Below are 22,819 nucleotides of genomic sequence, written 5' to 3' on the forward strand. Positions count from 1 at the left end.
TTCGCCTATGGGGGGAATCGCCCCCTCTTGCCCTCGATTGGGCCTGGCCCAGCTTACGCTGTACAACGCCGCCGGGCCTCGACGGGTATTCGCTCCACCCGCAATGTCGCCCGCACGCCACCCGCGTGAAAAGCGGCCCGCCCCGCGCGCCCGGGGCCCGTACGGCATGCGACGGCCCCCGCCGCCGGACGCGGTGGGGGCCGTCGGTGGAAATCCGTCAGCCGGTCGCCTTCTCGTATGCCGAGACGACTTCCTCGGTGGGACCGTCCATCAGGAGTTCGCCCCGCTCCAGCCACAGCACCCGGTCACAGGTGTCGCGGATGGAGTTGTTGTTGTGGCTCACCAGGAAAACGGTGCCGGCCTTCTTGCGCAGTTCGCGGATGCGCGCCTCGGAACGCACCTGGAACTTCCGGTCACCGGTGGCCAGCGCCTCGTCGATCATCAGGACGTCGTGGTCCTTCGCCGCGGCGATGGAGAAGCGCAGGCGCGCCGCCATGCCCGAGGAGTAGGTGCGCATCGGAAGGGAGATGAAGTCGCCCTTCTCGTTGATCCCCGAGAAGTCGACGATGTCCTGGTAGCGCTCCCTGATCTGCTCGCGGGACATGCCCATCGCGAGACCGCCGAGGACCACGTTGCGCTCGCCGGTGAGGTCGTTCATCAGCGCCGCGTTGACACCCAGCAGCGAGGGCTGGCCGTCGGTGTAGACCTTGCCGGACTCGCAGGGCAGCAGCCCCGCGATGGCGCGCAGCAGGGTGGACTTGCCGGAGCCGTTGGAGCCGATGACGCCGATGGCCTCGCCCCGGTACGCCGTGAAGGTGACCCCGCGCACGGCGTGGACCCGGCGGACACCCGGTGCGTCGCCGCCCCGGCGGACTATCTTGCTGAGCGCCGCCGTGGCGCTGCCCTTGCCGGAGCTGCCGGTGTTGACCCGGTAGACGATGTGCACGTCGTCGGCGATGACGGTGGGGACGTGCCCCTGGTTGTTCTCAGCCACGGCCGTAACGCTCCTCAGCCTTCCAGAAGTACACGAATCCGCCGACACCGATCAGGACGGCCCAGCCGACCGCGAAGGCCCAGACGTGGGGCGGCAGGTTGTCCCGGCCGTAGTCGTCGATGAGCGCGAAGCGGATCAGGTCCATGTAGATGGCGGCCGGATTCCACTGCAGGACGTCCGCGATCCACGCGGGCTTGTCCTTGAGCATCTCCTTGATGGAGAACATGACGCCGGAGGCGTACATCCACGTACGCGTCACGAACGGCATGAGCTGCGCCAGGTCGGGGGTCTTGGACCCCATCCGGGCGAAGATCAGGGCGAGGCCGGTGTTGAAGGCGAACTGGAGGACCAGTGCCGGGAGCACCAGCAGCCAGGACAGGCTCGGGTAGTTGCCGAACCCGATCGTGACCACGAACACGACGATCATCGAGAACATCAGCTGCTGGAGCTGCTGCAGCGAGAACGAGATCGGCAGCGAGGCGCGCGGGAAGTGCAGGGCGCGGACCAGCCCGATGTTGGACGGGATGGCTCTGACACCCGCCATCAGCGAGCTCTGCGTGAAGGTGAAGACGAAGACGCCGATCACCAGGAAGGGGATGTAGTCGTGCTTGTTGATGCCCCGACCGGCGTCGAGGATCAGCCCGAAGATCAGGTAGTAGACCAGCGCGTTCAGCAGCGGGGTCGCCACCTGCCAGATCTGACCGAGCTTGGCCTGGCTGTACTGGGCCATCAGCTTGGCCCGGGAGAACGCGATGATGAAGTGGCGGCGGTCCCAGAGCTGGCGCACGTACGCGGGCAGGCCCGGCCGGGCTCCGCTGACGGACAGGCCGTACTTCCTGGCGAGCTCCGAGGGGCTCAGCCCGGCGTCATCGGACGGCCGCTTGCTCGTGGCAAGGGCTCCGTCCTGGGTTGTGTCACTCACAAGATGAAACTTTCCGTCTTCATGATGCGGCAGAAGGTGGCATCGGGCCTGAGTCGATCGGTTCGTGATCGCGCCATGGTCTCAGACCCGGACGTGTCAGATGACAGGCGGTCGGCCCAGCCGGGTCAGCCGCCAGACCGTACGCCATTTCATGGGGCGCCGTGGACCGCAGGAGGTGGTCCAGCCCTCCTTGAACCCGCCGAACCAGGCCTTGAGCGCCGGCCCCGAGGGCTTGCGCAGGAGCGTCAGCAGGAGCCAGACGCCCACGTAGACCGGGACCAGCGGGGCGGGCAGGTTGCGGCGGGCGAGCCACACCCGGTTGCGAGCCACCATACGGTGGTAGACCGCGTGCCGGGAGGGGGCCGTGGCGGGGTGCAGGAGCACCATGTCCGCCCGGTAGTCGATCAGCCACCCGGCGTCGAGCGCCCGCCAGGCCAGATCGGTCTCCTCGTGCGCGTAGAAGAACTGCCCGGGGAGGTCTCCGACCTGCTCGAACACCTTCGTGCGGACGGCGTTGGCGCCGCCCAGGAAGGTGGTGACGCGCGAGGAGCGCATCGGGTCGGAGGCCCGCAGCCGGGGGACGTGCCGCCGCTGGGTCTCGCCGGTTTCCGGATCGGCGATCCGGAAGCTGACGATGCCCAGCTCGGGGTCCTCGGCGAAGGCCTGCCGGCACAGCTCGGCGGTGTCGGTGCGCTCCAGCAGTCCGTCGTCGTCCAGGAAGAGCAGGACGTCCACGTCGAAGCCGTCCGAGCCGTGGCCGGCCGCGGTGCGGAAGGCCTCGATGCCGACGTTGCGGCCGCCCGGAATGCCCAGGTTCTCGGGCAGCTCGACGGTGCGTACGCCCGCCGCCGGGTCCGCGAGGCCGGTGAGGCGGACGCCCTGGCCCACGACGACCACCTCGACCGGGGCCCCGTCCTGCCGGGCCACCGAGTCGATGAGCGCCTTGAGCTCGTCCGGGCGGTTGCCCATGGTGATGATGACGGCGCCCAGCCGCAGCGGGGCCGTCACTTGAGCCTGCTGGAGGCCAGGACCGACACCAGGTGCAGCACGGTCTGGAGCATGGCGATGCCGGCGAGGACCGCGACGCCGAGGCGGGAGAAGTACAGGTCTCCGCGCATCTGGTCCAGGACGGCCAGCACCAGGATGAGCAGCGAGGCCTCGATGCCGAGGACCAGGCGGTGGAACTTGAGCGCGGCGGCGGCCCGGCGGGCGAGCGCCATGCCGGAGGAGCGCGGCGTGGCCGCGGCGTCCTGGACCACGGGCTTGCCGGCCTGGTGGCGGGCGACGCCGACCAGGTCGGTCTCGGCCTTGATCAGGATCGCGCCGAGCGCCGCGAGGGTGCCCAGGAAGGCCCACAGCCAGTCGATGCGCCCGGTGCCCCACAGGTCGGAGGCGCGCAGGCCGAAGCCGACGAGCACCGCCGCGTCGCACAGGTAGGCGCCGACCCGGTCCAGGTAGACCCCGGACAGCGAGAACTGCTTCTTCCAGCGGGCGACCTCGCCGTCGACGCAGTCGAGCAGCAGGTACATCTGGACCGCCACCACGCCGAGGACGGCGCCCCAGACGCCCGGCACGAGCAGGGCCGGGGCGGCGAGGACTCCGGCGAGGGTCATCACGTAGGTCAGCTGGTTCGGCGTGACCTTGGTGGTGACCAGGAGGCGGGTGATGCGCAGGGAGATCTCGCGCATGTAGAGGCGGCCGCCCCAGTGCTCGCCGCTGACCCGGTCCTTGACGCCCGCCGGGTGAACGACGGGCCGGAGTTCAGCTACGGATGGTCTTGGCATAGTCGGCGTAAGCGTCCCTGATCTCGGCTGCGGACAGGTTGAGGTGTTCCAGGATCGTGAAGCGTCCCGGACGGGTCTGGGGGGCGTACTCGACGGCCGCGACGAACTCGTCCACGCTGAACCCGATCTCCTCGGGCAGCACGGGCAGGCCGTGACCGCGCAGCACCCGGACGAAGAGCTCGGACTTGTCCGTGTCCCCCCGCAGGTGCATCGCGAAGGCCGCGCCGATGCCGACCTGCTCCCCGTGGAGCGCGGAGCGTCCCGGGTAGAGGAGGTCGAAGGCGTGGCTGATCTCGTGGCAGGCGCCGGACGAGGGGCGGGTGTCCCCGCTGATCGCCATGGCGATGCCGGAGAGGACCAGCGCCTCGGACAGCACGGTGAGGAACTCGTCGTCGCCGACCCCGCCGGGGTGGCGCAGTACGGACTCGCCCGCGGTACGGGCCATGGCGGCGGCCAGGCCGTCGACGGGCTCGCCGTTGAGGCGGTGCGAGAGCTCCCAGTCGGCGATGGCCGAGATGTTGGAGATCGCGTCGCCGATGCCCGCGCGGACGAACCGCGCCGGGGCCTCGCGGATCACGTCGAGGTCGACGACCATCGCGATCGGCATGGGCACCCCGTAGGAGCCCCGGCCGTTGTCGTTGTCCAGGATGGACACCGGCGAGCAGATGCCGTCGTGCGAGAGGTTGGTGGCGACGGCCACCATGGCCAGCCCGACCCGCGCCGCGGCGTACTTCGCCACGTCGATGATCTTGCCGCCGCCCAGGCCCACGACGGCGTCGTAGCGGCGACCCTTTATTTCGTCGGCCAGCTTGACCGCGGAGTCGATGGTCCCGTCGACGACGGAGTACCAGTCGGCGTGCGGCAGCACGGGCTCCAGCTTGGCGCGCAGCACCGCGCCGGAGCCGCCGCTGATGGCGATCGCGAGCTTGCCGGACGCGGAGACGCGCTGGTCGGCCAGGAGGCCGGCCAGGTCGTCCATCGCGCCGCGGCTGATGTCGACGACGACGGGCGAGGGGATGAGCCTCGTCAGTACTGGCATGCGATCGTCCGGCCCTTGGCGAGGTCGTCGTGGTTGTCGATCTCGACCCACTTGACGTCACCGATGGGGGCCACGTCGATGGTGAAGCCGTCGTTGACGAGCTGCTGGTAGCCGTCCTCGTAGTAGAGGTCGGGGTCGCGCTCGAAGGTGGTCTTCAGGGCCTCGGCCAGCGCCTCGGCGGCCTCCGGCTCGATGAGGGTGACGCCGATGTACTCGCCGGTCGCGCCGGCCGGGTCCATCAGCTTCGTGATCCGCTGAACGCCCTTGTCGCCGTCGGTGATGACCTTCATCTCCTCGTCGGCCAGGTTCTTGACCGTGTCGAGGGCGAGGATGATCTTCTGGCCCTGCCCGCGGGCGGCGAGCAGGGTCTTCTCGACGGAGACCGGGTGGACGGTGTCGCCGTTGGCGAGGATCACGCCCTGCTTCAGGACGTCACGGGCGCACCACAGGGAGTAGGCGTTGTTCCACTCCTCGGCCTTGTCGTTGTCGATCAGCGTGATCTTGACGCCGTACTTGGCCTCCAGGGCCTCCCGGCGCTCGTACACGGCTTCCTTGCGGTAGCCGACGACGATGGCGACCTCGGTCAGGCCGACCTCGGCGAAGTTGCCGAGCGTCAGGTCGAGGACCGTGATGGACTCCTCGGCGCCTTCGGGTCCGACGGGCACGAGGGCCTTGGGCAGGGTGTCGGTGTAGGGACGCAGGCGGCGTCCGGCTCCGGCAGCGAGGACGAGGCCGATCATGCTGGTTCTCCTTCGTCATGTACGGCGGGTGCCCCGGAGGAAACCCAGAAGCGGATGCTCTCCACGAGCACCACGAGTGCCACGAACACGGCGAGGGCCGTGAGCGCGACGGGGAAGTCCACGGCGCGCGACGCCAGGACGGAGGCCAGGACCGTGATCAACAGAACCCGGCCTTCGTGCCCGCCGATCGTCCGCACCAGCCAGTGCGGGGGCGCGCCGGTGCCACCGCGGATGCGGTAGACCGTGTCGTAGTGATGGTAGGCGACCGCCGCGACCAGTCCGAATGCCGCCGGAAGGGCCCCGGGGACGTCCGCCTTGGCGGCGAGGATCAGGACGGTGGTGTACTCGGCGGCCCGGAAGACGGGCGGCAGCAGCCAGTCCAGCGGGGCCTTGAGCGGCTGCGCGACGGCGGCTCCGGCGGTCAGCACGTACAGCCCGGCGAAGAAGATCGGCACCGAGCTGCCGAAGGACCACTCGTGTGCGGCGAAGAGCAGCATGGCCGCGGAGCCCACCCCGCTCACCATGAACGCGGGCGCGGTGTAGTGGGGCAGCCTGCGCAGGCCGCGGGCGATCAGCTCGCCCAGCGGGCCGGTGTCGGTCAGGTCCTCGAGGGCCCGGGCCGCGCGGTCGGTCCGCTCCGCCTTGCGGGTCAGCGAGCGCAGGACCCGGCCGGCGGTGGTGTAGAGCGCGCCGAAGGCGCAGCCGACGAGCAGGGCGTAGAAGACGATCCGCGGGGTGGTGAAGGCGATGAGGACCGCGATCATGGCCCAGCGCTCGCCGATCGGCAGGATGATCATGCGCCGGACCCAGACGGTCCAGCCGACGCTGTCGAGCTTGTCCGAGAGGGCTGCCGTCGGGCTCGTATTGGCCGTGGCGTCGTGGTTGGCCTCGTTGAAGGCGAAGTCCACGACGTGCCTGCAGGTCATCAGGATCATGGCGCCGAGGGCCAGGGCCCAGACGTCGTCGCCGTTGCGGGCCGCGCCGAGCGCGAGGCCCGCGTAGAAGGAGTACTCCTTCGCGCGGTCGAAGGTGGCGTCGAGCCAGGCGCCCATCGTCGAGTACTGGAGCGAGTAGCGGGCGAGCTGCCCGTCCGTGCAGTCCAGGACGAAGGAGACGAGCAGCAGCACACCGGAGGCCACGTAGCCCCAGCGGTCGCCGGTGGCGGCGCAGCCGGCCGCGATCAGCGCCGTGATCAGCGAGGCGGTGGTGACCTGGTTGGGGGTCAGTCCGCGGCGCGCGCACCAGCGGGCGATGTAGCGCGAGTACGGGCTGATGAAGAAGGTGGTGAAGAACCCGTCGCGGGACTTCACGGCGGTGCGCAGCCGGACGGCCTCGTCGTCGACGGCAGCGACGGCGGCGGTGGCCGCCCGGCGCTCGTCGGTGGTGGCGGGCACGGCGGCGACGAGGCTGCCCAGCTCGGGCCGGTGCACGGGGGTGCCTGCGGCCTCGACTGCGGCGGCGAGCCGGTCGGGGTACGGGCCGTCGCCCACGGGGGCGTACACGTCGTTCGCGGCGGCCCGGTCCAGGGCCGCGCGGGCGCCGGGCAGGACGGCGAGGGCGCCGGTGACGGAGCAGGCGTCGAAGCGCGGGTCGGTCAGCGCGAGCCGCAGTGCGTGCACGTGCCCGACGAACTCCCCGTCCACGACGGCCACCCGCTGGTCGGCGGGTACGCGTGCCAGGGCGGCTGCGGCCTCCGACGGGGTGGCCGCGGGGTGGACCTCGAAGCCGAGGGAGCGCAGCTCGCCGGCGAGCGCTGATCCGGGCACCGGCAGGCCGGTAAGGATGACGGTCGGCAGACGAACTCACTCCTTGCACGCACACGGGTTAACGGGCACCGGGTGGCCCGGCGGCACGTCGGCAGAGGCTATCGGATGAACGGAAGCGGGGGTTCACCGCCTGTTTAGGCTCCGATAAGCCGAAAATCACGGGCCTGTCGGCCCTGTGGCGATCATCATTGACGATCGGAAGCAGCGATCACAAACCGCCGTCGGCACCACGGCTGTTAAGCTGGCCGCAGACGCGTACGAGTTTCGCAAAAGCGTCCAGATCGCCCGAATGTCACGCACAACGTGACGCACAAGACGTGACGAAGAAAGAAAGAGGTGGGGTTGATGACCGTCGCAGGCGTCGCCGCCCAGCGCAGCGCACTCCGGTACATCCCCCTCTCCTTCCGGGCGTCCGGCCGGGTCTGATCACACCGATCACCCCCGTCGGCCGGAGCCCCCTTTCAAGGGTTCACGTTGACCGACCACACCGATAACACCGCTGACACCAGCAACTCCCACACCACCGATTTCAGCACCCAGGGCGACCTCTTCTTCGAGGCGTTCTTCGCGCTGCACCGCGGCCTGCCCCGGCAGTCCCCCGGTTCCGAGGCCACCACCCGCCACCTGCTGTCCCTGTGCGGACCGCTGCCCGAGCGGCCGCGCGCCCTGGACCTGGGCTGCGGTCCCGGCCCCAGCGCCCTGCTGCTCGCCGCCGAGGCGGGCGGCCTCGGGGCCGACGTCACCGCCGTCGACCTCCACGACGGCTTCCTCGACGAGCTCCGCGCCGCCGCCGCGGCCCGCGGGCTCACCGACCGCGTCCGCGCCGTCAAGGCGGACATCGGCGACCTCTCCGACCGTCCGGACGGTTCTTTCGATCTCGTCTGGGCCGAGGGTTCCGCCTACAACATCGGCTTCGCCACCGCGCTCGCCCGGTGGAAGCGGCTGCTCGCCCCCGGCGGCACCCTGGTGCTGAGCGAGTGCGAATGGACCGTCGGCGAACCGTCCGCCGGGGTCCGCGCCTTCTGGGACCCGCACTACGCGCTGCGCTCCACCGCCCGCAACCTGGCCGCGATCCAGGCCGCCGGCTACCGGGTGCTCGCAATCCACCGGCAGCCCGACTCCGACTGGGCCGCCTACTACGGGCCCCTCGCCGAGCGGGTCGCCGCGGCCGCGGAACCCTCGGGTCCCGAAGCCGCGGCCGCGCTGGGCTTCGTACGCGAGGAGATCGACGTACGGGAGCGGCACGGGCACGAGTACGGGTACACCGCCTACGTCCTGCGGCCGGTGACGGCCGGGGACGGCGGCGACTGGCCCGTCCGCCCCGAGGCGGACGGGGACGCGGCCGCCGTGCACGCGGTGCACACGGCCGCCTTCGGGACCCCGGCCGAGGCCGACCTCGTGGACGCGCTGCGCGCCGACGGCTCCTGGCTGCCCGGCCTCTCCTACGTGGCCGAGGCCCCGGACGGGTCGGTCGCGGCGCACGCCCTGCTGACCCGCTGCACGGTCGACGGGGTGGCCGCGCTCGCCCTCGCCCCGGTGGCCGCGGCGCCCGCGCTCCAGCGCTCGGGCGCCGGCAGCGCGGTCGTACGGGCCCTGCTCGCGGCGGCCGCGGAGCGCGGGGAGAACCTCGTCCTCGTCCTCGGACATCCCGAGTACTACGGGCGCTTCGGGTTCGTGCCGGCTTCGCGCTTCGGGATCGAGGCGCCCTTCGAGGTGCCCGACGAGGCCATGATGGCGCTGGTGCTCGACGATTCGGTTCCGGTTCCCACGGGCACGATCAAGTACCCGGCCCCCTTCGGGGTTTGATGCCGGGTCCGGCCCGCGGCCGGACGAACTGAGCGATCCGCATCCTCCGCCCCCCGCCGCATATCACGCGGCGGGGGGCGGACATGCGCGGATCACCGAAGTGGGGGGAATCCCCATTTGTACGGCAGACTGAAAGCCGAAGTCCGAAGCGAAGGATGGGTATGCCGACCACACCAGCCACCGCCGCGAACAGCGCGACCACCGGCACCGGCGCTCAAGAACCGATCATGCTCGAACTGGTCGACGAGTCCGGCAACACCATCGGTACGGCGGAAAAGCTCTCCGCCCACCAGGCGCCGGGTCAGCTGCACCGGGCGTTCTCGGTGTTCCTCTTCGACGAGCAGGGCCGGATGCTGCTCCAGCAGCGCGCCCTCGGGAAGTACCACTCCCCCGGCGTCTGGTCGAACACGTGCTGCGGTCACCCCTACCCCGGGGAGTCGCCGTTCGCGGCTGCGGCCCGGCGGACCCACGAGGAGCTGGGGCTGTCGCCCTCGCTGCTCGCGGAGGCGGGGACGGTCCGCTACAACCATCCGGACCCGGCTTCGGGACTGGTGGAGCAGGAGTACAACCACCTGTTCGTGGGACTCGCGCAGCGGTCGGTGCGGCCGGATCCGGAGGAGATCGCGGACACCGCCTTCGTGACCGCGGAGGAACTCGCGAAGCGGCACGCCGAGGTGCCGTTCTCGGCCTGGTTCATGACCGTGCTGGACGCGGCCCGGCCCGCGATCCGCGAGTTGACGGGCGACGCGGCGGGCTGGTAGCCGCTTCAGACCGCCGAGGTCGGAGTCGCCGCGGGTGTGGCGAGGGCCGTGGTGAGCGGCAGCGCCGCCCAGATCACCTTGCCGCCCGTGGAGGTGTGCTCCACGTCGCAGACCCCGCCGGCCTCCAGCGTGATCTCCCGGACGAGGAGGAGGCCGCGGCCGCCGGTCTGGCCGAAATCGGCCTCCAGCGCCTTGGGGCGGTACGGGTGGTTGTCCTCGACGGCCACCCGTACCCACTCCCGGCCGATGGCGACCTCCACCGCGACCTCCGGCGAGAGCAGGGCCGCGTGCCGGACCGAGTTCGTCACCAGCTCGGAGACGATCAGCAGCAGGGAGTAGACCAGGTCCCGGTCGGCCGGCACCTCCTGCCGGCCGAGCAGGTCACGGACCGCACGGCGGGCCTGCGGAACGGATTCTTCTACTGCGGGTGCCGTGAATCGCCACACTCCTTCGTACGCGAGGGGGGCGGCCGCGACCTCCGGCTCCTCCCCCTTGACTGGCGGGACGCTCCCGCTCACATCCATCTCCCGGCCCCCGTCTTCACGCTCGATCGTCTGCACACGTCAAGAGTGGGGACCGGACCGCTCCGCGCCGGACCACTGACCAGAAGTCAGCATCAATCGGACACTTTCTGACCGCTGGCGTATGACAGAGTCAGTTGTTCGACCGTTCCTGATCTTCTGGGGGCAGCTTCTCGGCCGCCTCGGGCGTCTCGGGTGCCGCCACTCCCGCCCCCGCAGGCGTCACCGGAACCTCGTCGTCCCTGACCAAGCCCAGGATGCGGCGGGCTCCCATGCCCACGGCGATCAGACTCAGGCCGTCGAACAGCAGCGCGAGGGAGAAGAACGCTCCGATCACGTACAGGCTGCTGCCGGGCCAGTTGGCGAGGATCAGGAGGCCCAGCAGGATGCCGAAGGCGCCCTGGACCAGGGTCAGCCCCAGGTGCGCGCCGCGCACCACGACGGCCCCGGCCAGCCGGAACACCCCGCCGGTGAGGAAGAGCAGCGCGGCGAACATGGTGAGCGCCTCCGCGCTCGCCTCCGGGCGGCGCAGGATCACGAAGCCCGCCGCGATGTTGATCGCGGCGACGATGACGGCGAGCCAGAAGTAGTTGCTCTTGCGGGACTGGATCGCCTGGAGCAGGCCCACCACACCGCCGGCCAGCAGCAGCCAGCCGAAGAGGAACATCGTGGTCAGGGTGGCGACGCCGGTGTAGACGAGGCCCACGAGCCCGGCCACCACCAGGAGCGCCCCGAGCAGGGCCATCCACGCGAAACTGCGGCTGACCTTCTCCTTGTCGGCCTTGACGGCCTGTGGACCCGTACGGCCCGCACGGTCTGCGGCCATGGACGCGCCACCTTTCAGCTGCCCCCGACGGACCCTCGGACCCCGCGACTGCCTGCCGGTCCACCGAGCTGCCGGTGACCGGTCTCTTGATCATAGGTTCGACCGTCCGGGATAGCATCCGGCGCATGGACGCCGCCCTGCTCTCCTCCGTCGCCGACGGGGTCGCCACCGTCGTGATCTCGCACCCCGCCAAGCGCAACGCCATGACCGCCGCGATGTGGCGCGGGCTGCCGGAGCTGCTGGCCGGGCTCGCGGCGGATCCCGCCGTACGGGTGCTGGTCCTGACGGGGGCCGGCGAGACCTTCTGCGCGGGCGCCGACATCTCCTCGCTGACCGGGGACGAGGACCCGCAGGCCCTGTCCGTGGCGGCGGAGGAGGCGCTCGCCGCCTTCCCCAAGCCCACGCTGGCCGCGATCCGCGGGTTCTGCGTGGGCGGCGGCAGCCAGCTGGCCGCCGCCTGCGACCTGCGCTTCGCCGAGGAGGGGGCCTCCTTCGGGGTGACGCCGGCGAGACTGGGCATCGTGTACCCGGCCTCGTCCACCCGGCGCCTCGCGTCCCTGGTGGGCCCGTCGGCCGCCAAGTACCTCCTCTTCTCAGCCGAGTTGATCGACGCGGAGCGGGCGCTGCGCACCGGCCTGCTGGACGAACTGCTGCCGGTGGGACAACTGGCCAAGCGGGTGGCTGAGTTCACCCGGATCCTGGCCACGCGCTCGCGGCTCACGCAGACTTCGGCGAAGGAGTTCGTGGACGGCCGCACGGACCGGGACGGGTACTGGGCGGCACAGGCCGCCGGAAGCGGCGACACCGCCGAGGGGGTCGCCGCATTCCTGGAGCGGCGCGCGCCCGCCTTTACCTGGACTCCGCCGAAGGCTTGAACGCACGCAGCCGCGCGACGATGTCGGCGGGTGCCTTCTCGGGGGAACCCGCGTCGTAGGGCGGCTGCGGGTCGTACTCGGTCATCAGCTGGACCGTCTGCGCGTACGCGTCCCCGGCGAGGCGGCCGAGCAGCGTGAGCCCCATGTCTATGCCCGAGGACACCCCGGCGGCCGTCACGTACTTCCCGTCGAAGACCACGCGCTCCCCGGTGGGCTCCGCCCCGAAGCGGGTCAGCTCGTCGACGTACAGCCAGTGGCTGGTGGCCCGCCGCCCTTCGAGCAGGCCCGCGGCGGCGAGCAGGAGCGAGCCGGTGCAGACGGAGGTGGTCCAGGTCGTGGTGGCGTCGACGGCCCGCAGCCAGTCGAGGACCACGGGATTCTTCATCTCCACGTCGGGGGCCGGCCCGCCGGGCACGATGACGATGTCCGGCCGCGTCACCTCGCCGAGCCCCTTGTCGGCGACGAGTGCGAGCGATCCGTTGTCGGTCCGTACGGGCCCGGGCCGCTCGGAGACGAAGACGGTCTCGGCACCGTCGAGCCGGCCGAGGGTGTCGAAGGGCCCGATGGCGTCGAGGGCGGTGAACCGGTCGTAGAGCAGTACGGCGATCTGCATGGCTCCTCCGGAGCGGTGGTCGGGCTCGGTTTTTGGGATGGGGGGTCAGGCGTCAGGGGTCGGCTGTGGCGGGATGCCGAAGCGGCGGCGGTATTCGGCCGGGGGCTGGCCCAGGGCCCTCAAGAACGCGCGGCGCAGGGCCTCGGGGTTGCCGTAGCCGCAGGTCCGGGAGATCTGGGCGACGCCCTCGGCGCCCTCCTCCAGCAGCCGCCGCGCGTGCTCGACCCGCACCCGCTCCACGTACCGACCCGGTGTCACGCCCGTTTCCGCCCGGAAGGACCGCGCGAAGTGCCGGGGCGACAGCGCGGCCCGCGCGGCGAGGGCCTCCACGCTCAGGTCTTCCCCCGGGTGCTCCGTTATCCAGTGCTGCACCTCCCGCAGCGGCTCCCGCGACGCCGTCTGCGCCGCGAGCTGCGCGCTGAACTGCGCCTGGTTGCCGGGCCGCCGCAGGAAGACCACCAGGTGCCGCGCGACGGACAGCGCCAGTTCCCGACCATGGTCCTCCTCCACCAGCGCCAGCGCGAGGTCGATGCCCGCCGTGACACCGGCCGAGGTGGACACCGGCCCGTCGCGGACGTAGATCGGGTCGGGTTCCACAGTGACGGCCGGGTAGTCCCGGGCCATCTGCTCGCACACGTACCAGTGGGTCGTCGCGCGCCGTCCGTCCAGCAGCCCGGCCTCGGCCAGCAGCAGGCCGCCGGTGCACACCGACACCAGCCGCTGCGCGGAGCCGCCGTACGCGCGGAGCCAGTCCGTGATCTCCGGCGCGAAGTCCCCCGTGTACCGGCCTCCCGGCACCAGCAGGGTGGTCCCGGCGCCCGGGCGCTCGCTCTCCAGCTCCCCGTCCGGGACCAGCCGCAGTCCGCTGCTCGTGCGGACCGGGGCCCCGCCCGGCGAGACGGTGCGGAGCGCGTACCGCGCCGGTCCGGGGTGGCGGTCGGCGCCGGAGAAGACCTCCATCGGCCCCGTGACATCCAGGCTCTGCACGCCGTCGTAGAGGACGACGAGCACGTTTCGCGACGACATGGCCCCATCGTGTGACACCCCGCGCGATGGCCGCAATGACGCACACCCCACCTATCCGGCCATACGGGTCCGGGTGCGATCCTGTCTGCGCCCTGCCGACGGCCCTGCCCCCGGCCCGGCGGCCCGCCACCGCGTCCCCGTACGCTCTCCTCTTCTCCTCCCCCTCGCTCCGGAGCCCGTCCTGTACCCCGTCACCGCCGCATGCCTGTCCGTCGCCCTCCTCCTCGGGGTGCTGGCCTTCGCCGTCCTGCGCCCGCGCGGGCTGCCGGAGGCCGCGGCCGCCGTGCCCGCTGCCGGTCTGCTCGTCGTGCTGGGCGTCGTACCGCCGGATGACGCGTGGGCGCAGACCCGTGAGCTGCTGCCGGTGGTCGGGTTCCTCGCTGTGATCCTGGCGCTGGCCCGGCTCTGCGCCGACGAGGGGCTGTTCAAGGCCGCCGGCGCCGCGGTGGCCCGGCGGGCGGCCGGGCGGGGGCCGGTGGCGCTGCTCGGCGGGGTGTTCGCCGTCGCCTCGGTCGTCACCGCCGCGCTGAGCCTGGACGCGACCGTGGTGCTGCTGACCCCGGTGGTGCTCGCGACCGCCTCCCGGCTGGGGGCCCGCCCACGCCCGCACGTCTACGCGACCGCGCACCTGGCGAACTCCGCCTCGCTCCTCCTGCCGGTCTCCAACCTCACCAATCTGCTCGCCTTCGCCGCGAGCGGGCTCTCCTTCACCCGGTTCGCCGCGCTCATGACCCTGCCCTGGCTGGCGGCCATCGGCGTGGAGTACGCGGTGTTCCGGCGCTTCTTCCGTGGTGACCTGGCGGCGGCCCCGGAGCACGTGCCCGAGGCCGTCGAGCCGGCGCCGCTGCCCCGGTTCGCCGCCGGGGTGCTCGCGCTGACCCTGGCCGGCTTCGCGCTCGCCTCCTTCGCGGGGGCCAGCCCCGCCTGGGCGGCGCTGGCGGGCACGCTCGCCCTGGCCGTACGGGCGCTGCGGCGCCGGGAGACCACCCCGGCGGCGATCCTGGGCTCCACGGCGCCGGCCTTCTGCCTGTTCGTGCTGGCCCTGGGGGTGGTGGTGCGTGCGGTCGTGGACCACGGGCTCGGGGACGGCCTGGAGTGGGTGACCCCGGCCGGGGATTCGCTGCCGGCGCTGCTCGCGGTGGCGGCGGTGGCCGCCGTACTGGCCAACCTGATCAACAACCTGCCCGCGGTACTGGCCCTGCTCCCGGTGGCCTCGGCCGGCGGCGCGGGGCCGGTGCTGGCCGTGCTGATCGGGGTGAACATCGGGCCGAACCTGACCTACGCGGGGTCCCTGGCCACGCTGCTGTGGCGGCGGATCCTGCACACGGACGGGTACGACGGCGTCAGGCTCGGGGACTTCACCCGGCTCGGCGTGCTGACCACCGTGCCCGCCCTCGCCGCCTCGGTGACGGCCCTGTGGGCGGGTCTCCGGCTCATCGGTGCGTGACCCCGCCTGCCGGCCCCCGCTCCGTCCCGGCCCCGGGACCGGGGCGCGCGGGGCGCGGATAGGATCGGGGCATCATGACTGCAACCCTCGTCGCCAAGAAGCTCACCGCCGCGCACGGTGAGCGCACGCTCTTCGCCGATCTCGACCTCGTCGTCGCCCCCGGCGACGTCATCGGCCTCGTCGGCGTCAACGGCGCCGGGAAGTCCACCCTGCTGCGGATGCTCGCCGGGCTGGACGCTCCCGAGACCGGTGAGCTGCGCCTCTCGCCGCCCACCGCCGCCGTCGGGCACCTCCCCCAGGAGCCGGAGCGGCGCCCCGGCGAGTCGATCCGCGAGTTCCTCGCCCGCCGTACCGGTGTGGCAGCGGCCCAGGCCGAGCTCGACGCGGCGACGCAGGGTCTCGTGGACGGCACCCCCGGCGCGGACGACGCGTACGCGGACGCCCTCGACCGGTGGCTGAACCTCGGCGGGGCCGACCTCGACGAGCGGGCCCTGCAGGTGGCCGACGACCTGGGGCTGTCCGTCGGCCTCGACCTGCCGATGACCGCGCTGTCCGGCGGCCAGGCCGCCCGCGCCGGCCTCGCCTCGCTGCTGCTCTCCCGCTACGACGTCTTCCTGCTCGACGAGCCCACCAACGACCTGGACCTCGACGGTCTGGAGCGCCTGGAGCAGTTCGTGAAGGGACTGCGCGCAGGCACCGTCGTCATCAGCCACGACCGCGAGTTCCTCACGCGCACCGTCACCAAGGTCCTCGAACTGGACCTGGCGCAGCAGCAGATCAACCTCTACGGCGGCGGCTACGACGCCTACCTGGCGGAGCGCGAGCGGGCCCGCAACCACGCCCGCGAGGAGTACGACGAGTACTCCGACAAGCGCTCCGCGCTGGAGGACCGGGCCGCGATGCAGCGCGGCTGGAGCGACAAGGGCGTCAAGAACTCCAAGCGCAAGGCCACCGACAACGACAAGTCCGCCAGGAAGGCCGCCGCCGACGCGAGCGAGAAGCAGGCCTCCAAGGCCCGCCAGACCCAGCGCGCGATCGAGCGGCTCGAAGTGGTCGACGAGCCGCGCAAGGAGTGGGAACTGCGCATGGAGATCGCGGCGGCCCCGCGCTCCGGCTCCGTGGTGGCCACCCTGCGCGAAGCGGCCGTCCAGCGGGGGGACTTCGCCTTCGGACCGGCGAGCCTGCAGATCGACTGGGCGGACCGGGTCGCCATCACCGGCGCCAACGGAGCAGGAAAGTCGACCCTGTTGGCCGTCCTCCTGGGCCGCCTCGCCCCGGACTCCGGCTCCGCCACCCTCGGCTCGGGCGTACGGATCGGCGAAGTCGACCAGGCCCGCGGCCTGTTCCTCGGCGACGAGCCGCTCATCGACGCCTTCTGTGTCGCCGTGCCCGACACCGAGCCCGCCGAAGTCCGCACCCTGCTGGCCAAGTTCGGCCTGAAGGCGGCGCACGTGACCCGCCCGGCCGCCACCCTCTCCCCCGGCGAGCGCACCCGGGCGGCCCTGGCGCTGCTCCAGGGGCGCGGGGTGAACCTGCTGGTGCTGGACGAGCCGACGAACCACCTCGACCTGCCGGCGATCGAGCAGCTGGAGTCCGCTCTCGAGTCCTACGAGGGCACCCTGCTGCTGGTCACCCACGACCGCCGGATGCTCGACGCGGTCCAGGTGACCCGCCGCATGCACGTCGCGGACGGCAAGGTCACCGAGCTGTAGACCGGAGCCCCGCCCGAGATGCCGACCGGGTCGAGCGCGACTAGCCTTTGTGGGTGAGAGCCGCAACCGCGGAGCACGCCCCCATGGCAGGCCGTTCCACGTCGCCAGGGCGGGCGGACCTGTGCTTCCGCATGTTGGGCGGCCCTGCATCCGATTCCGCGCGGCCCGTCGCGTACGCGGCCCGCGGTTCCGTCCTCCACGCCTCGGAGAGGTTCGAGGAGGACGGGAGGAAAGGGAAATTTCTCATGTTTGCACTGAGAGCGAAGCGCCTCTTCGTGGTCTCCGCCGCCGGTCTCCTGATGGCCGGCGGGGCCGCGCTCGGCACGGCGGGCACCGCATCGGCGGCGACCCCGGCCCAGCACGTCAGCTACAGCACCGGCGGTTGGGACCACGACCACGACAACGGCTGGCACCACGGCGGCTGGTGGGACGACGATGACGACTACGGCTACGGAGGTTACAACCACGGCGACTGCTGACCCGCCCTCCAACCCGGACGTGCGCGACCCTGCCACAGGGCCGCGCACCCGGCTGCGCCGACGCGGAGTCAGCACCCCGCGCCGGCTCCGGTCGGGCCGTCAGCTCCCGTCGGGCCGTCAGCTCCCGTCCGGCCGGTCCGCCGGGGCCCGCCGCTTGCGGGCCATCTTCCGGGCCACGAAGGCCCGCGGAAGGTGGCGGACCGCCACGGCGTAGGCCCGGTAGTGCCGGCCCGTGATGCTCACCGGGCGGCGCAGGGCCAGGTCCTTCAGGGCCTTGGCCACCACGTCGCGCGGCTCCAGCCACACCGCGTCGCGCAGGGCGGTGACGTCCATCCCGGCGCGCTCCTGGAACTCGGTGCGGGTGAATCCCGGGACCACCGCCAGCACGCGGACCCCGTACGGCTCCATGTCCACGCGCAGCGACTCGCTGAAGGCCGTGATCCAGGCCTTCGCGGCGCCGTAGGTCCCGGTCGGCAGCAGTCCGGCCACCGAGGAGACGTTGAGCACCGCGCCGCGGCGGCGCTCGCGCAGGCCCGGGAGCAGCGCGTGGGTGAGCCGGAGCGGCACCTTGACCAGCAGGTCGAGCATCCGCTCCTCGTCCTCGACCGGGTTGTACGGGAACGGCGCGGGGAGTCCGAAGCCGGCGTTGTTGACCAGGATGTCGACCGGCCGGTCCCGGTCGGCGAGCCGCTCGGCGACGGCTGCGAGAGCGTCCGCGTCGAGCAGGTCGGCGGGGAGCACCTCGCAGAGGGAGCCGAACTCGCGGGCGAGGTCCGCGGCGACGTCCTCGAGGCGGCCCTTGTCGCGGGCGACGAGGACGAGGTCGCAGCCCTTGGCGGCGAAGCCGCGGGCGAAGGCCGCGCCCAGTCCGGCGCTGGCCCCTGTGATCAGTACGGTGGTGGTCAAGAGACGTTCACTTCCTGGCTGTCGGGCGTGGTGCGCGGTGCGTGTTCGTATGTCTCGCGTGACTCGCGTGACTCGCGTGACTCGCGTGACTCGTGCGTCTCACGCGGTGAAACCGGCGGTGGCCGGTGAGGCGTAGGCCTGGGCCACGTCCACCAGGAAGCGGGCCTCGCCGTCCAGGTCCCCTTCCTCGGCCGAGGTCTGGAGGGCTGCGGGCAGCTCCAAGGCGTTCTCGTCGGACCGCTGTTGCGGGATCCCGGCCAGCTTCGCCTGCCGCGCCTCCTTCAGTACGCAGGCCAGCGCGGCCGCGCTGGCCCGCTGTTCGGGCACTCCGCTGCCGGCCACGTGGCTGCGCGCGAGCTCGGGCACGCCGGGGGCGACGTACTCCCCCAGGATCAGGATGGCGTCGCGGGTCTCGATGACCTTGCGGTAGACGAGCAGGTTGCGCGGGACCGGCGGCCACAGCAGTTCCAGCACCCGGCCGGCGCGCGGCTCGTTGAGGGCGACGTGCGGGACGGCGTGGACCAGATCGCGCCAGAGCGGCCACAGCCGCCAGGCGGTGGCGGTGTCGGCTGCCGTGCGGCGGAAGGTGAACAGCGTCGGGACGACGATCGCTGCGGCGCGGAGCAGTCCGTGCACGTTCATCAGCAGCGGGTTGGCGGGCACCGCCCAGGTGAAGCCGAACAGCGCCTTGAGCAGGTACACGAACCAGAACACCCCGGCGAGCGCGGTGCCGAGGCCGAACAGCACCAGCCCGGCGGCGAGGCCCCGGCTCTCGGCGCGGCGGCTGTAGCGCCAGCAGACGGACACGCAGACGGTGTTGGCGATCAGGTGCGCGGAGATCAGCACCAGCCAGTACGCGAGGGAGGGCACCGGGTCGCCGACGGGCGGGATGGTGTGCGTGCCGTGCGCGGGCGCGGCGGCGTCCAGGACGACGAGGACGGTCAGCCACAGGACCGTGCCGACGCCGGAGGCGATCTGGAGCCGGCGGCCCCGGGTGGCGGCGGCCACGAAGTACAGCACGGCGCCGGCCGAGAGGACCCCGATGAGGTTGCGCACGAGCCCGATGGTGTGCGCGTAGTCCGGGTCGCGGCCCATGGCGTAGGCGACGACGTCGGGGAGGTTCAGGGTCATCGCGGCCGCGGCGGTGGCGACGGCGAGCCACAGGCCCCGCTGGTGCGGGGCGCGCAGGGCGCCGGGTGCGCGGAGCAGGACGGCGATCCAGAGGCACACGACGCCGGGAACGGCGAGGGCGTCGCCGAAGGCGATCAGATCAGAAGCCACGGTGGACGGGCCCCCGTCCGCGCCGCTCGTAGCCCATCGCCGACTCCAGCCGGGCGAGCGTGTCGCGGCCCGCGGCGCCGTGGCCGAGGTGCGGGCCGCGGGTCCCGGTGCGGATACGGATCATGCTCGCGAGCATCTCCGCCTCCCGCTCCTGGCGGGTGGTGTAGTTGGTGCGCCCGAGCACGGTGGGGACGGGTCCGTCCGCTCCTCCGGCGCCCTGGGAGTCCCCGGCGGGGGCTTCCAGCGAGTGGTGCCCGAAGAGGATGTGGCCGATCTCGTGGAGCACGATGTGCTCGCGGTGCAGCCGGGTGGTCTGGGCCTCGTAGAAGACGTAGTCCACGTCGGCGGTGCCGATCCACAGTCCGCACACTCCGGACTCCGCCGCCTCCTTGGGCAGCGGGTGGAGCCGGATGGGACGGCCCCGCTGTTCGGCTATCCGCTCGCACAGTCCGTCGAGCGAGAAGGGGTGTCTCAGATCAAGACGGCCGAGAATCGCCTCGCACCGTTTGCGCAGACTGGGCTGAGGGTGGCGCATGTGTTCCCTCTTCGGACCCTTTCTCGGGCAACGATGATAGGCGTGCGTGGGCAGGGGCATGACGTCCTTTGCCTTCAAGGCGACCTCGGGAGTGCGGTCCTGAGGGGAAAAAGCGGAAGCCCGCTCGCCGAAAGACGAACGGGCGTTCCGTCATCCCTACAGATCATCCGGATGAGTTGGCAAGGTATGTCCCCATGTCGGGTGCCTATTCAGCCAATCCGGCACGCACTGCCACGAACGGCTAGCGCTTGCGGCCGCCCCGCTCGTCGGGGCCGCTGAGCCCCGCGCGGCGCAGGGCGTCGGCCATCGCGCTGTTGGCGGGGGCCGGAGCGCCGCCGCCCTGACGCTGGCCGCCGCCTCCTTGACCGCCCTGACCGCCCTGGCCGCCTTGGCGGCGGCCCTTGCCGCCGTCGCGGGAGCCGCCCTGGCCGCCCTGGCCGCGCTCGCCGCCGCCCTGACCGCCCTGACCGCCCGGGCCGCGCTGCTGCGGGGGCCGGCCGCCGCCGCGCCGCTCGCCCCGCTCCTCGCGCTGCCTCGGCGCACCGCCGTCGGCGCCGCCGCCGCGCTCCGCCTCGTCCTCCAGCCGCAGTGTCAGCGAGATCCGCTTGCGCGGGATGTCCACGTCCATGACCTTGACCCGGACGATGTCGCCCGGCTTCACCACGTCGCGCGGGTCCTTGACGAAGTTCTTCGACAGCGCCGAGACGTGCGCCAGCCCGTCCTGGTGGACGCCGATGTCGATGAAGGCGCCGAAGGCGGCCACATTGGTGACCACGCCCTCCAGGATCATCCCGGGGGCCAGGTCGCCGATCTTCTCGACGCCCTCCTTGAAGGTCGCCGTCTTGAACGCGGGCCGCGGGTCCCGGCCGGGCTTCTCCAGCTCGCGCAGGATGTCCGTGACCGTCGGCAGGCCGAAGGCCTCGGTGACGAACTGCTCCGGCCGCAGCGAGCGCAGCACACCGGTGTTGCCGATCAGGGCCGCCACCTCGCTGCCCGCCGTCTTGCCCATCGTACGGACCACCGGGTAGGCCTCGGGGTGCACGCTGGAGGAGTCCAGCGGGTCGTCCCCGTCGCGGATCCGCAGGAAGCCCGCGCACTGCTCGTACGCCTTCGGGCCCAGCCGGGCCACGTCCTTGAGCCCCTTGCGGTTGCGGAACGGGCCGTTGGCGTCGCGGTGCGCCACGATGTTCTCGGCGAGTCCGCCGCTGATCCCCGACACGCGCGAAAGCAGCGGCGCGGAGGCGGTGTTGACGTCGACGCCGACACCGTTCACACAGTCCTCGACCACGGCGTCGAGCGAACGCGAGAGCTTCACCTCGGACAGGTCGTGCTGGTACTGGCCGACGCCGATCGACTTCGGGTCGATCTTCACCAGTTCGGCGAGCGGGTCCTGCAGGCGCCGGGCGATGGAGACCGCGCCGCGCAACGACACGTCCATGTCGGGGAGTTCCTGCGAGGCGAAGGCGGAGGCCGAGTACACGGAGGCGCCGGCCTCCGAGACCATCACCTTGGTGAGGTTCAGCTCGGGGTGGCGGGCGATGAGGTCCGCGGCGAGCTTGTCGGTCTCCCGGGAGGCGGTGCCGTTGCCGATGGCGACGAGCTCGACCGCGTGCTCCTTGGCCAGGCGGGCCAGCTTGGCGAGCGCGTCGTCCCACTTGTTGGCGGGCACGTGCGGGTAGATCACCTCGGTGGCGACCACCTTGCCGGTGGCATCGACCACGGCCACCTTCACACCGGTGCGGAAGCCCGGGTCCAGCCCGAGCGTGGCGCGGGTGCCGGCGGGTGCGGCGAGCAGCAGGTCGCGCAGGTTGGACGCGAAGACCCGTACCGCCTCGTCCTCGGCGGCGGCGCGCAGCCGGGAGCGCAGGTCGATCCCGAGGTGCACCTGGATCTTGGTGCGCCAGGCCCAGCGGACGGTGTCGGCGAGCCACTTGTCGCCGGGCCGGCTGTGTTCACTGGGGGCCTTGATGCCGAAGCGGCGGGCGACCATGCCCTCGTACGTGGAGGGGCCGGGCACCTCGCTCGGCTCTTCCGGCTCCAGGGTGAGGTCGAGGACGTCCTCCTTCTCCCCGCGGAGCATGGCGAGCACGCGGTGCGAGGGGAGGGCGGTGAACGGCTCGGTGAAGTCGAAGTAGTCGGCGAACTTGGCGCCCGCCTCCTCCTTGCCCTCGCGGACCTTCGCGGCGAGCCGGCCGCGGCCCCACATGCGCTCGCGCAGTTCGCCGATGAGGTCGGCGTCCTCGCCGAACTTCTCGGTGAGGATGGCGCGGGCGCCTTCCAGGGCGGCGGCCGCGTCGGCCACTCCCTTGCCGGCGTCCACGAACGCGGCGGCCGCCACGGCCGGTTCCGCCGACGGGTCGGCCAGCAGCCCCTCGGCGAGCGGCGCGAGGCCGGCCTCGCGGGCGATCTGTGCCTTGGTGCGGCGCTTGGTCTTGAAGGGGAGGTAGATGTCCTCCAGCCGGGCCTTGGTGTCGGCCGCGTTGATCCGGGCCTCCAGCTCGGCGTCGAGCTTGCCCTGCTCCCGTACGGAGTCGAGGATCGCCGCGCGCCGGTCCTCCAGCTCGCGCAGGTAGCGCAGCCGCTCCTCCAGGGTGCGCAGCTGGGCGTCGTCGAGCATCTCGGTCGCTTCCTTGCGGTAGCGCGCGATGAACGGCACGGTCGAGCCGCCGTCGAGCAGCTCGACGGCGGACTTGACCTGCCGCTCCCGTACGCCGAGCTCCTCGGCGATCCTGCCTTCGATGGACATCGTCACTGTGCGGTCCCGCCTGCCTTCGTATTGCGTGATG

At 72.0% G+C, this 22,819-nt stretch carries 21 protein-coding genes; 6 read left to right on the top strand and 15 right to left on the bottom strand.

Annotated elements, in window-relative coordinates; genetic code table 11:
- Positions 1-217: 217 nt before the first annotated feature.
- The 7 genes from OG898_RS33925 to OG898_RS33955 all read right to left on the bottom strand — a co-directional run bounded on the left by OG898_RS33925 (position 218) and on the right by OG898_RS33955 (position 7,275).
- Positions 218-994 carry an ABC transporter ATP-binding protein gene (locus OG898_RS33925; RefSeq protein WP_250740860.1) on the bottom strand — a complete coding sequence of 259 codons (777 nt, stop codon included), beginning with the start codon at positions 992-994 and terminating at the stop codon, positions 218-220.
- Complete coding sequence (locus OG898_RS33930; RefSeq protein ID WP_250740859.1) at positions 987-1,916, bottom strand: ABC transporter permease; 930 nt, start codon at positions 1,914-1,916, stop codon at positions 987-989. The genes OG898_RS33925 and OG898_RS33930 overlap by 8 nt, the downstream gene beginning before the upstream one ends.
- Positions 1,917-2,012: 96 nt before the next feature.
- Entirely contained in the window at positions 2,013-2,924 is a 912-nt protein-coding gene (locus OG898_RS33935) for a glycosyltransferase family 2 protein (RefSeq protein WP_266962276.1), read from the bottom strand.
- On the bottom strand, positions 2,921-3,700 hold the full coding sequence (locus OG898_RS33940) for a CDP-alcohol phosphatidyltransferase family protein (RefSeq protein ID WP_250740857.1): 780 nt from the start codon (positions 3,698-3,700) through the stop codon (positions 2,921-2,923). The genes OG898_RS33935 and OG898_RS33940 overlap by 4 nt, the downstream gene beginning before the upstream one ends.
- Complete coding sequence (locus OG898_RS33945; RefSeq protein WP_250740856.1) at positions 3,678-4,739, bottom strand: iron-containing alcohol dehydrogenase family protein; 1,062 nt, start codon at positions 4,737-4,739, stop codon at positions 3,678-3,680. The genes OG898_RS33940 and OG898_RS33945 overlap by 23 nt, the downstream gene beginning before the upstream one ends.
- Positions 4,727-5,479 (bottom strand): sugar phosphate nucleotidyltransferase, encoded by a 753-nt coding sequence (locus OG898_RS33950; protein ID WP_250740855.1) that lies wholly within the window; start codon positions 5,477-5,479, stop codon positions 4,727-4,729. The genes OG898_RS33945 and OG898_RS33950 overlap by 13 nt, the downstream gene beginning before the upstream one ends.
- Entirely contained in the window at positions 5,476-7,275 is a 1,800-nt protein-coding gene (locus OG898_RS33955; RefSeq protein WP_250740888.1) for a DUF5941 domain-containing protein, read from the bottom strand. Before OG898_RS33955 ends, OG898_RS33950 begins: the two co-directional genes overlap by 4 nt.
- A 540-nt stretch (positions 7,276-7,815) precedes the next feature.
- Here OG898_RS33955 and OG898_RS33960 point away from each other — a divergent pair.
- Both OG898_RS33960 and idi read left to right on the top strand, forming a co-directional pair.
- Positions 7,816-9,051: a bifunctional class I SAM-dependent methyltransferase/N-acetyltransferase gene (locus OG898_RS33960; protein ID WP_266962716.1), complete on the top strand. Its 1,236-nt coding sequence runs from the start codon at positions 7,816-7,818 to the stop codon at positions 9,049-9,051.
- A gap of 161 nt (positions 9,052-9,212) precedes the next feature.
- Positions 9,213-9,812 (top strand): isopentenyl-diphosphate Delta-isomerase, encoded by a 600-nt coding sequence (gene idi / locus OG898_RS33965; RefSeq protein WP_250740854.1) that lies wholly within the window; start codon positions 9,213-9,215, stop codon positions 9,810-9,812.
- Positions 9,813-9,817: 5 nt separating this feature from the next.
- Here the strand turns inward: idi and OG898_RS33970 are convergent, their stop codons facing one another.
- Together OG898_RS33970 and OG898_RS33975 are read right to left on the bottom strand one after the other, a co-directional pair.
- Positions 9,818-10,336 (bottom strand): ATP-binding protein, encoded by a 519-nt coding sequence (locus tag OG898_RS33970; protein WP_250740886.1) that lies wholly within the window; start codon positions 10,334-10,336, stop codon positions 9,818-9,820.
- 130 nt (positions 10,337-10,466) lie between these two features.
- The gene (locus OG898_RS33975) at positions 10,467-11,159 is read right to left on the bottom strand and encodes an HdeD family acid-resistance protein (protein WP_250740853.1); all 693 of its coding nucleotides are present in this window, start codon (positions 11,157-11,159) and stop codon (positions 10,467-10,469) included.
- Between the two features lie 125 nt (positions 11,160-11,284).
- Between OG898_RS33975 and OG898_RS33980 the strand changes: the two genes are divergently transcribed.
- Complete coding sequence (locus OG898_RS33980; protein ID WP_266962281.1) at positions 11,285-12,034, top strand: enoyl-CoA hydratase/isomerase family protein; 750 nt, start codon at positions 11,285-11,287, stop codon at positions 12,032-12,034.
- Here OG898_RS33980 and OG898_RS33985 read toward each other — a convergent pair.
- Positions 12,009-12,647 (bottom strand): DJ-1/PfpI family protein, encoded by a 639-nt coding sequence (locus tag OG898_RS33985; protein WP_250740851.1) that lies wholly within the window; start codon positions 12,645-12,647, stop codon positions 12,009-12,011. The two genes, OG898_RS33980 and OG898_RS33985, sit on opposite strands and share 26 nt — an antisense overlap.
- Before the next feature lie 45 nt (positions 12,648-12,692).
- Positions 12,693-13,673, bottom strand: a complete 981-nt coding sequence (locus OG898_RS33990; RefSeq protein ID WP_250740850.1) for a GlxA family transcriptional regulator — start codon at positions 13,671-13,673, stop codon at positions 12,693-12,695.
- Positions 13,674-13,878: 205 nt separating this feature from the next.
- On the opposite strand from OG898_RS33990, the gene OG898_RS33995 reads away from it, so the two are divergent.
- From OG898_RS33995 to OG898_RS34005, 3 genes are all read left to right on the top strand, one after another.
- Positions 13,879-15,120 (top strand): SLC13 family permease, encoded by a 1,242-nt coding sequence (locus OG898_RS33995; RefSeq protein ID WP_266962719.1) that lies wholly within the window; start codon positions 13,879-13,881, stop codon positions 15,118-15,120.
- A 74-nt stretch (positions 15,121-15,194) separates the two neighbouring features.
- The gene (locus tag OG898_RS34000) at positions 15,195-16,832 is read left to right on the top strand and encodes an ABC-F family ATP-binding cassette domain-containing protein (protein WP_250740849.1); all 1,638 of its coding nucleotides are present in this window, start codon (positions 15,195-15,197) and stop codon (positions 16,830-16,832) included.
- A gap of 245 nt (positions 16,833-17,077) precedes the next feature.
- Positions 17,078-17,311, top strand: coding sequence for a hypothetical protein (locus OG898_RS34005; protein ID WP_250740848.1), 234 nt, complete (start codon positions 17,078-17,080; stop codon positions 17,309-17,311).
- A 117-nt stretch (positions 17,312-17,428) separates the two neighbouring features.
- Here OG898_RS34005 and OG898_RS34010 read toward each other — a convergent pair whose 3' ends face one another.
- The 4 genes from OG898_RS34010 to OG898_RS34025 all read right to left on the bottom strand — a co-directional run bounded on the left by OG898_RS34010 (position 17,429) and on the right by OG898_RS34025 (position 22,785).
- Positions 17,429-18,217, bottom strand: a complete 789-nt coding sequence (locus OG898_RS34010; RefSeq protein WP_250740847.1) for an SDR family oxidoreductase — start codon at positions 18,215-18,217, stop codon at positions 17,429-17,431.
- A 99-nt stretch (positions 18,218-18,316) separates the two neighbouring features.
- Positions 18,317-19,498: an MAB_1171c family putative transporter gene (locus tag OG898_RS34015; protein ID WP_266962285.1), complete on the bottom strand. Its 1,182-nt coding sequence runs from the start codon at positions 19,496-19,498 to the stop codon at positions 18,317-18,319.
- Entirely contained in the window at positions 19,488-20,033 is a 546-nt protein-coding gene (locus tag OG898_RS34020) for a hypothetical protein (protein WP_250740845.1), read from the bottom strand. Before OG898_RS34020 ends, OG898_RS34015 begins: the two co-directional genes overlap by 11 nt.
- Before the next feature lie 241 nt (positions 20,034-20,274).
- Positions 20,275-22,785: a Tex family protein gene (locus OG898_RS34025; protein ID WP_323182759.1), complete on the bottom strand. Its 2,511-nt coding sequence runs from the start codon at positions 22,783-22,785 to the stop codon at positions 20,275-20,277.
- Between the last annotated feature and the right edge of the window lie 34 nt (positions 22,786-22,819).

Origin of the sequence: Streptomyces sp. NBC_00193 (assembly GCF_026342735.1) — a bacterium.
Taxonomy (GTDB): Bacteria; Actinomycetota; Actinomycetes; order Streptomycetales; family Streptomycetaceae; genus Streptomyces; species Streptomyces stoeckheimensis.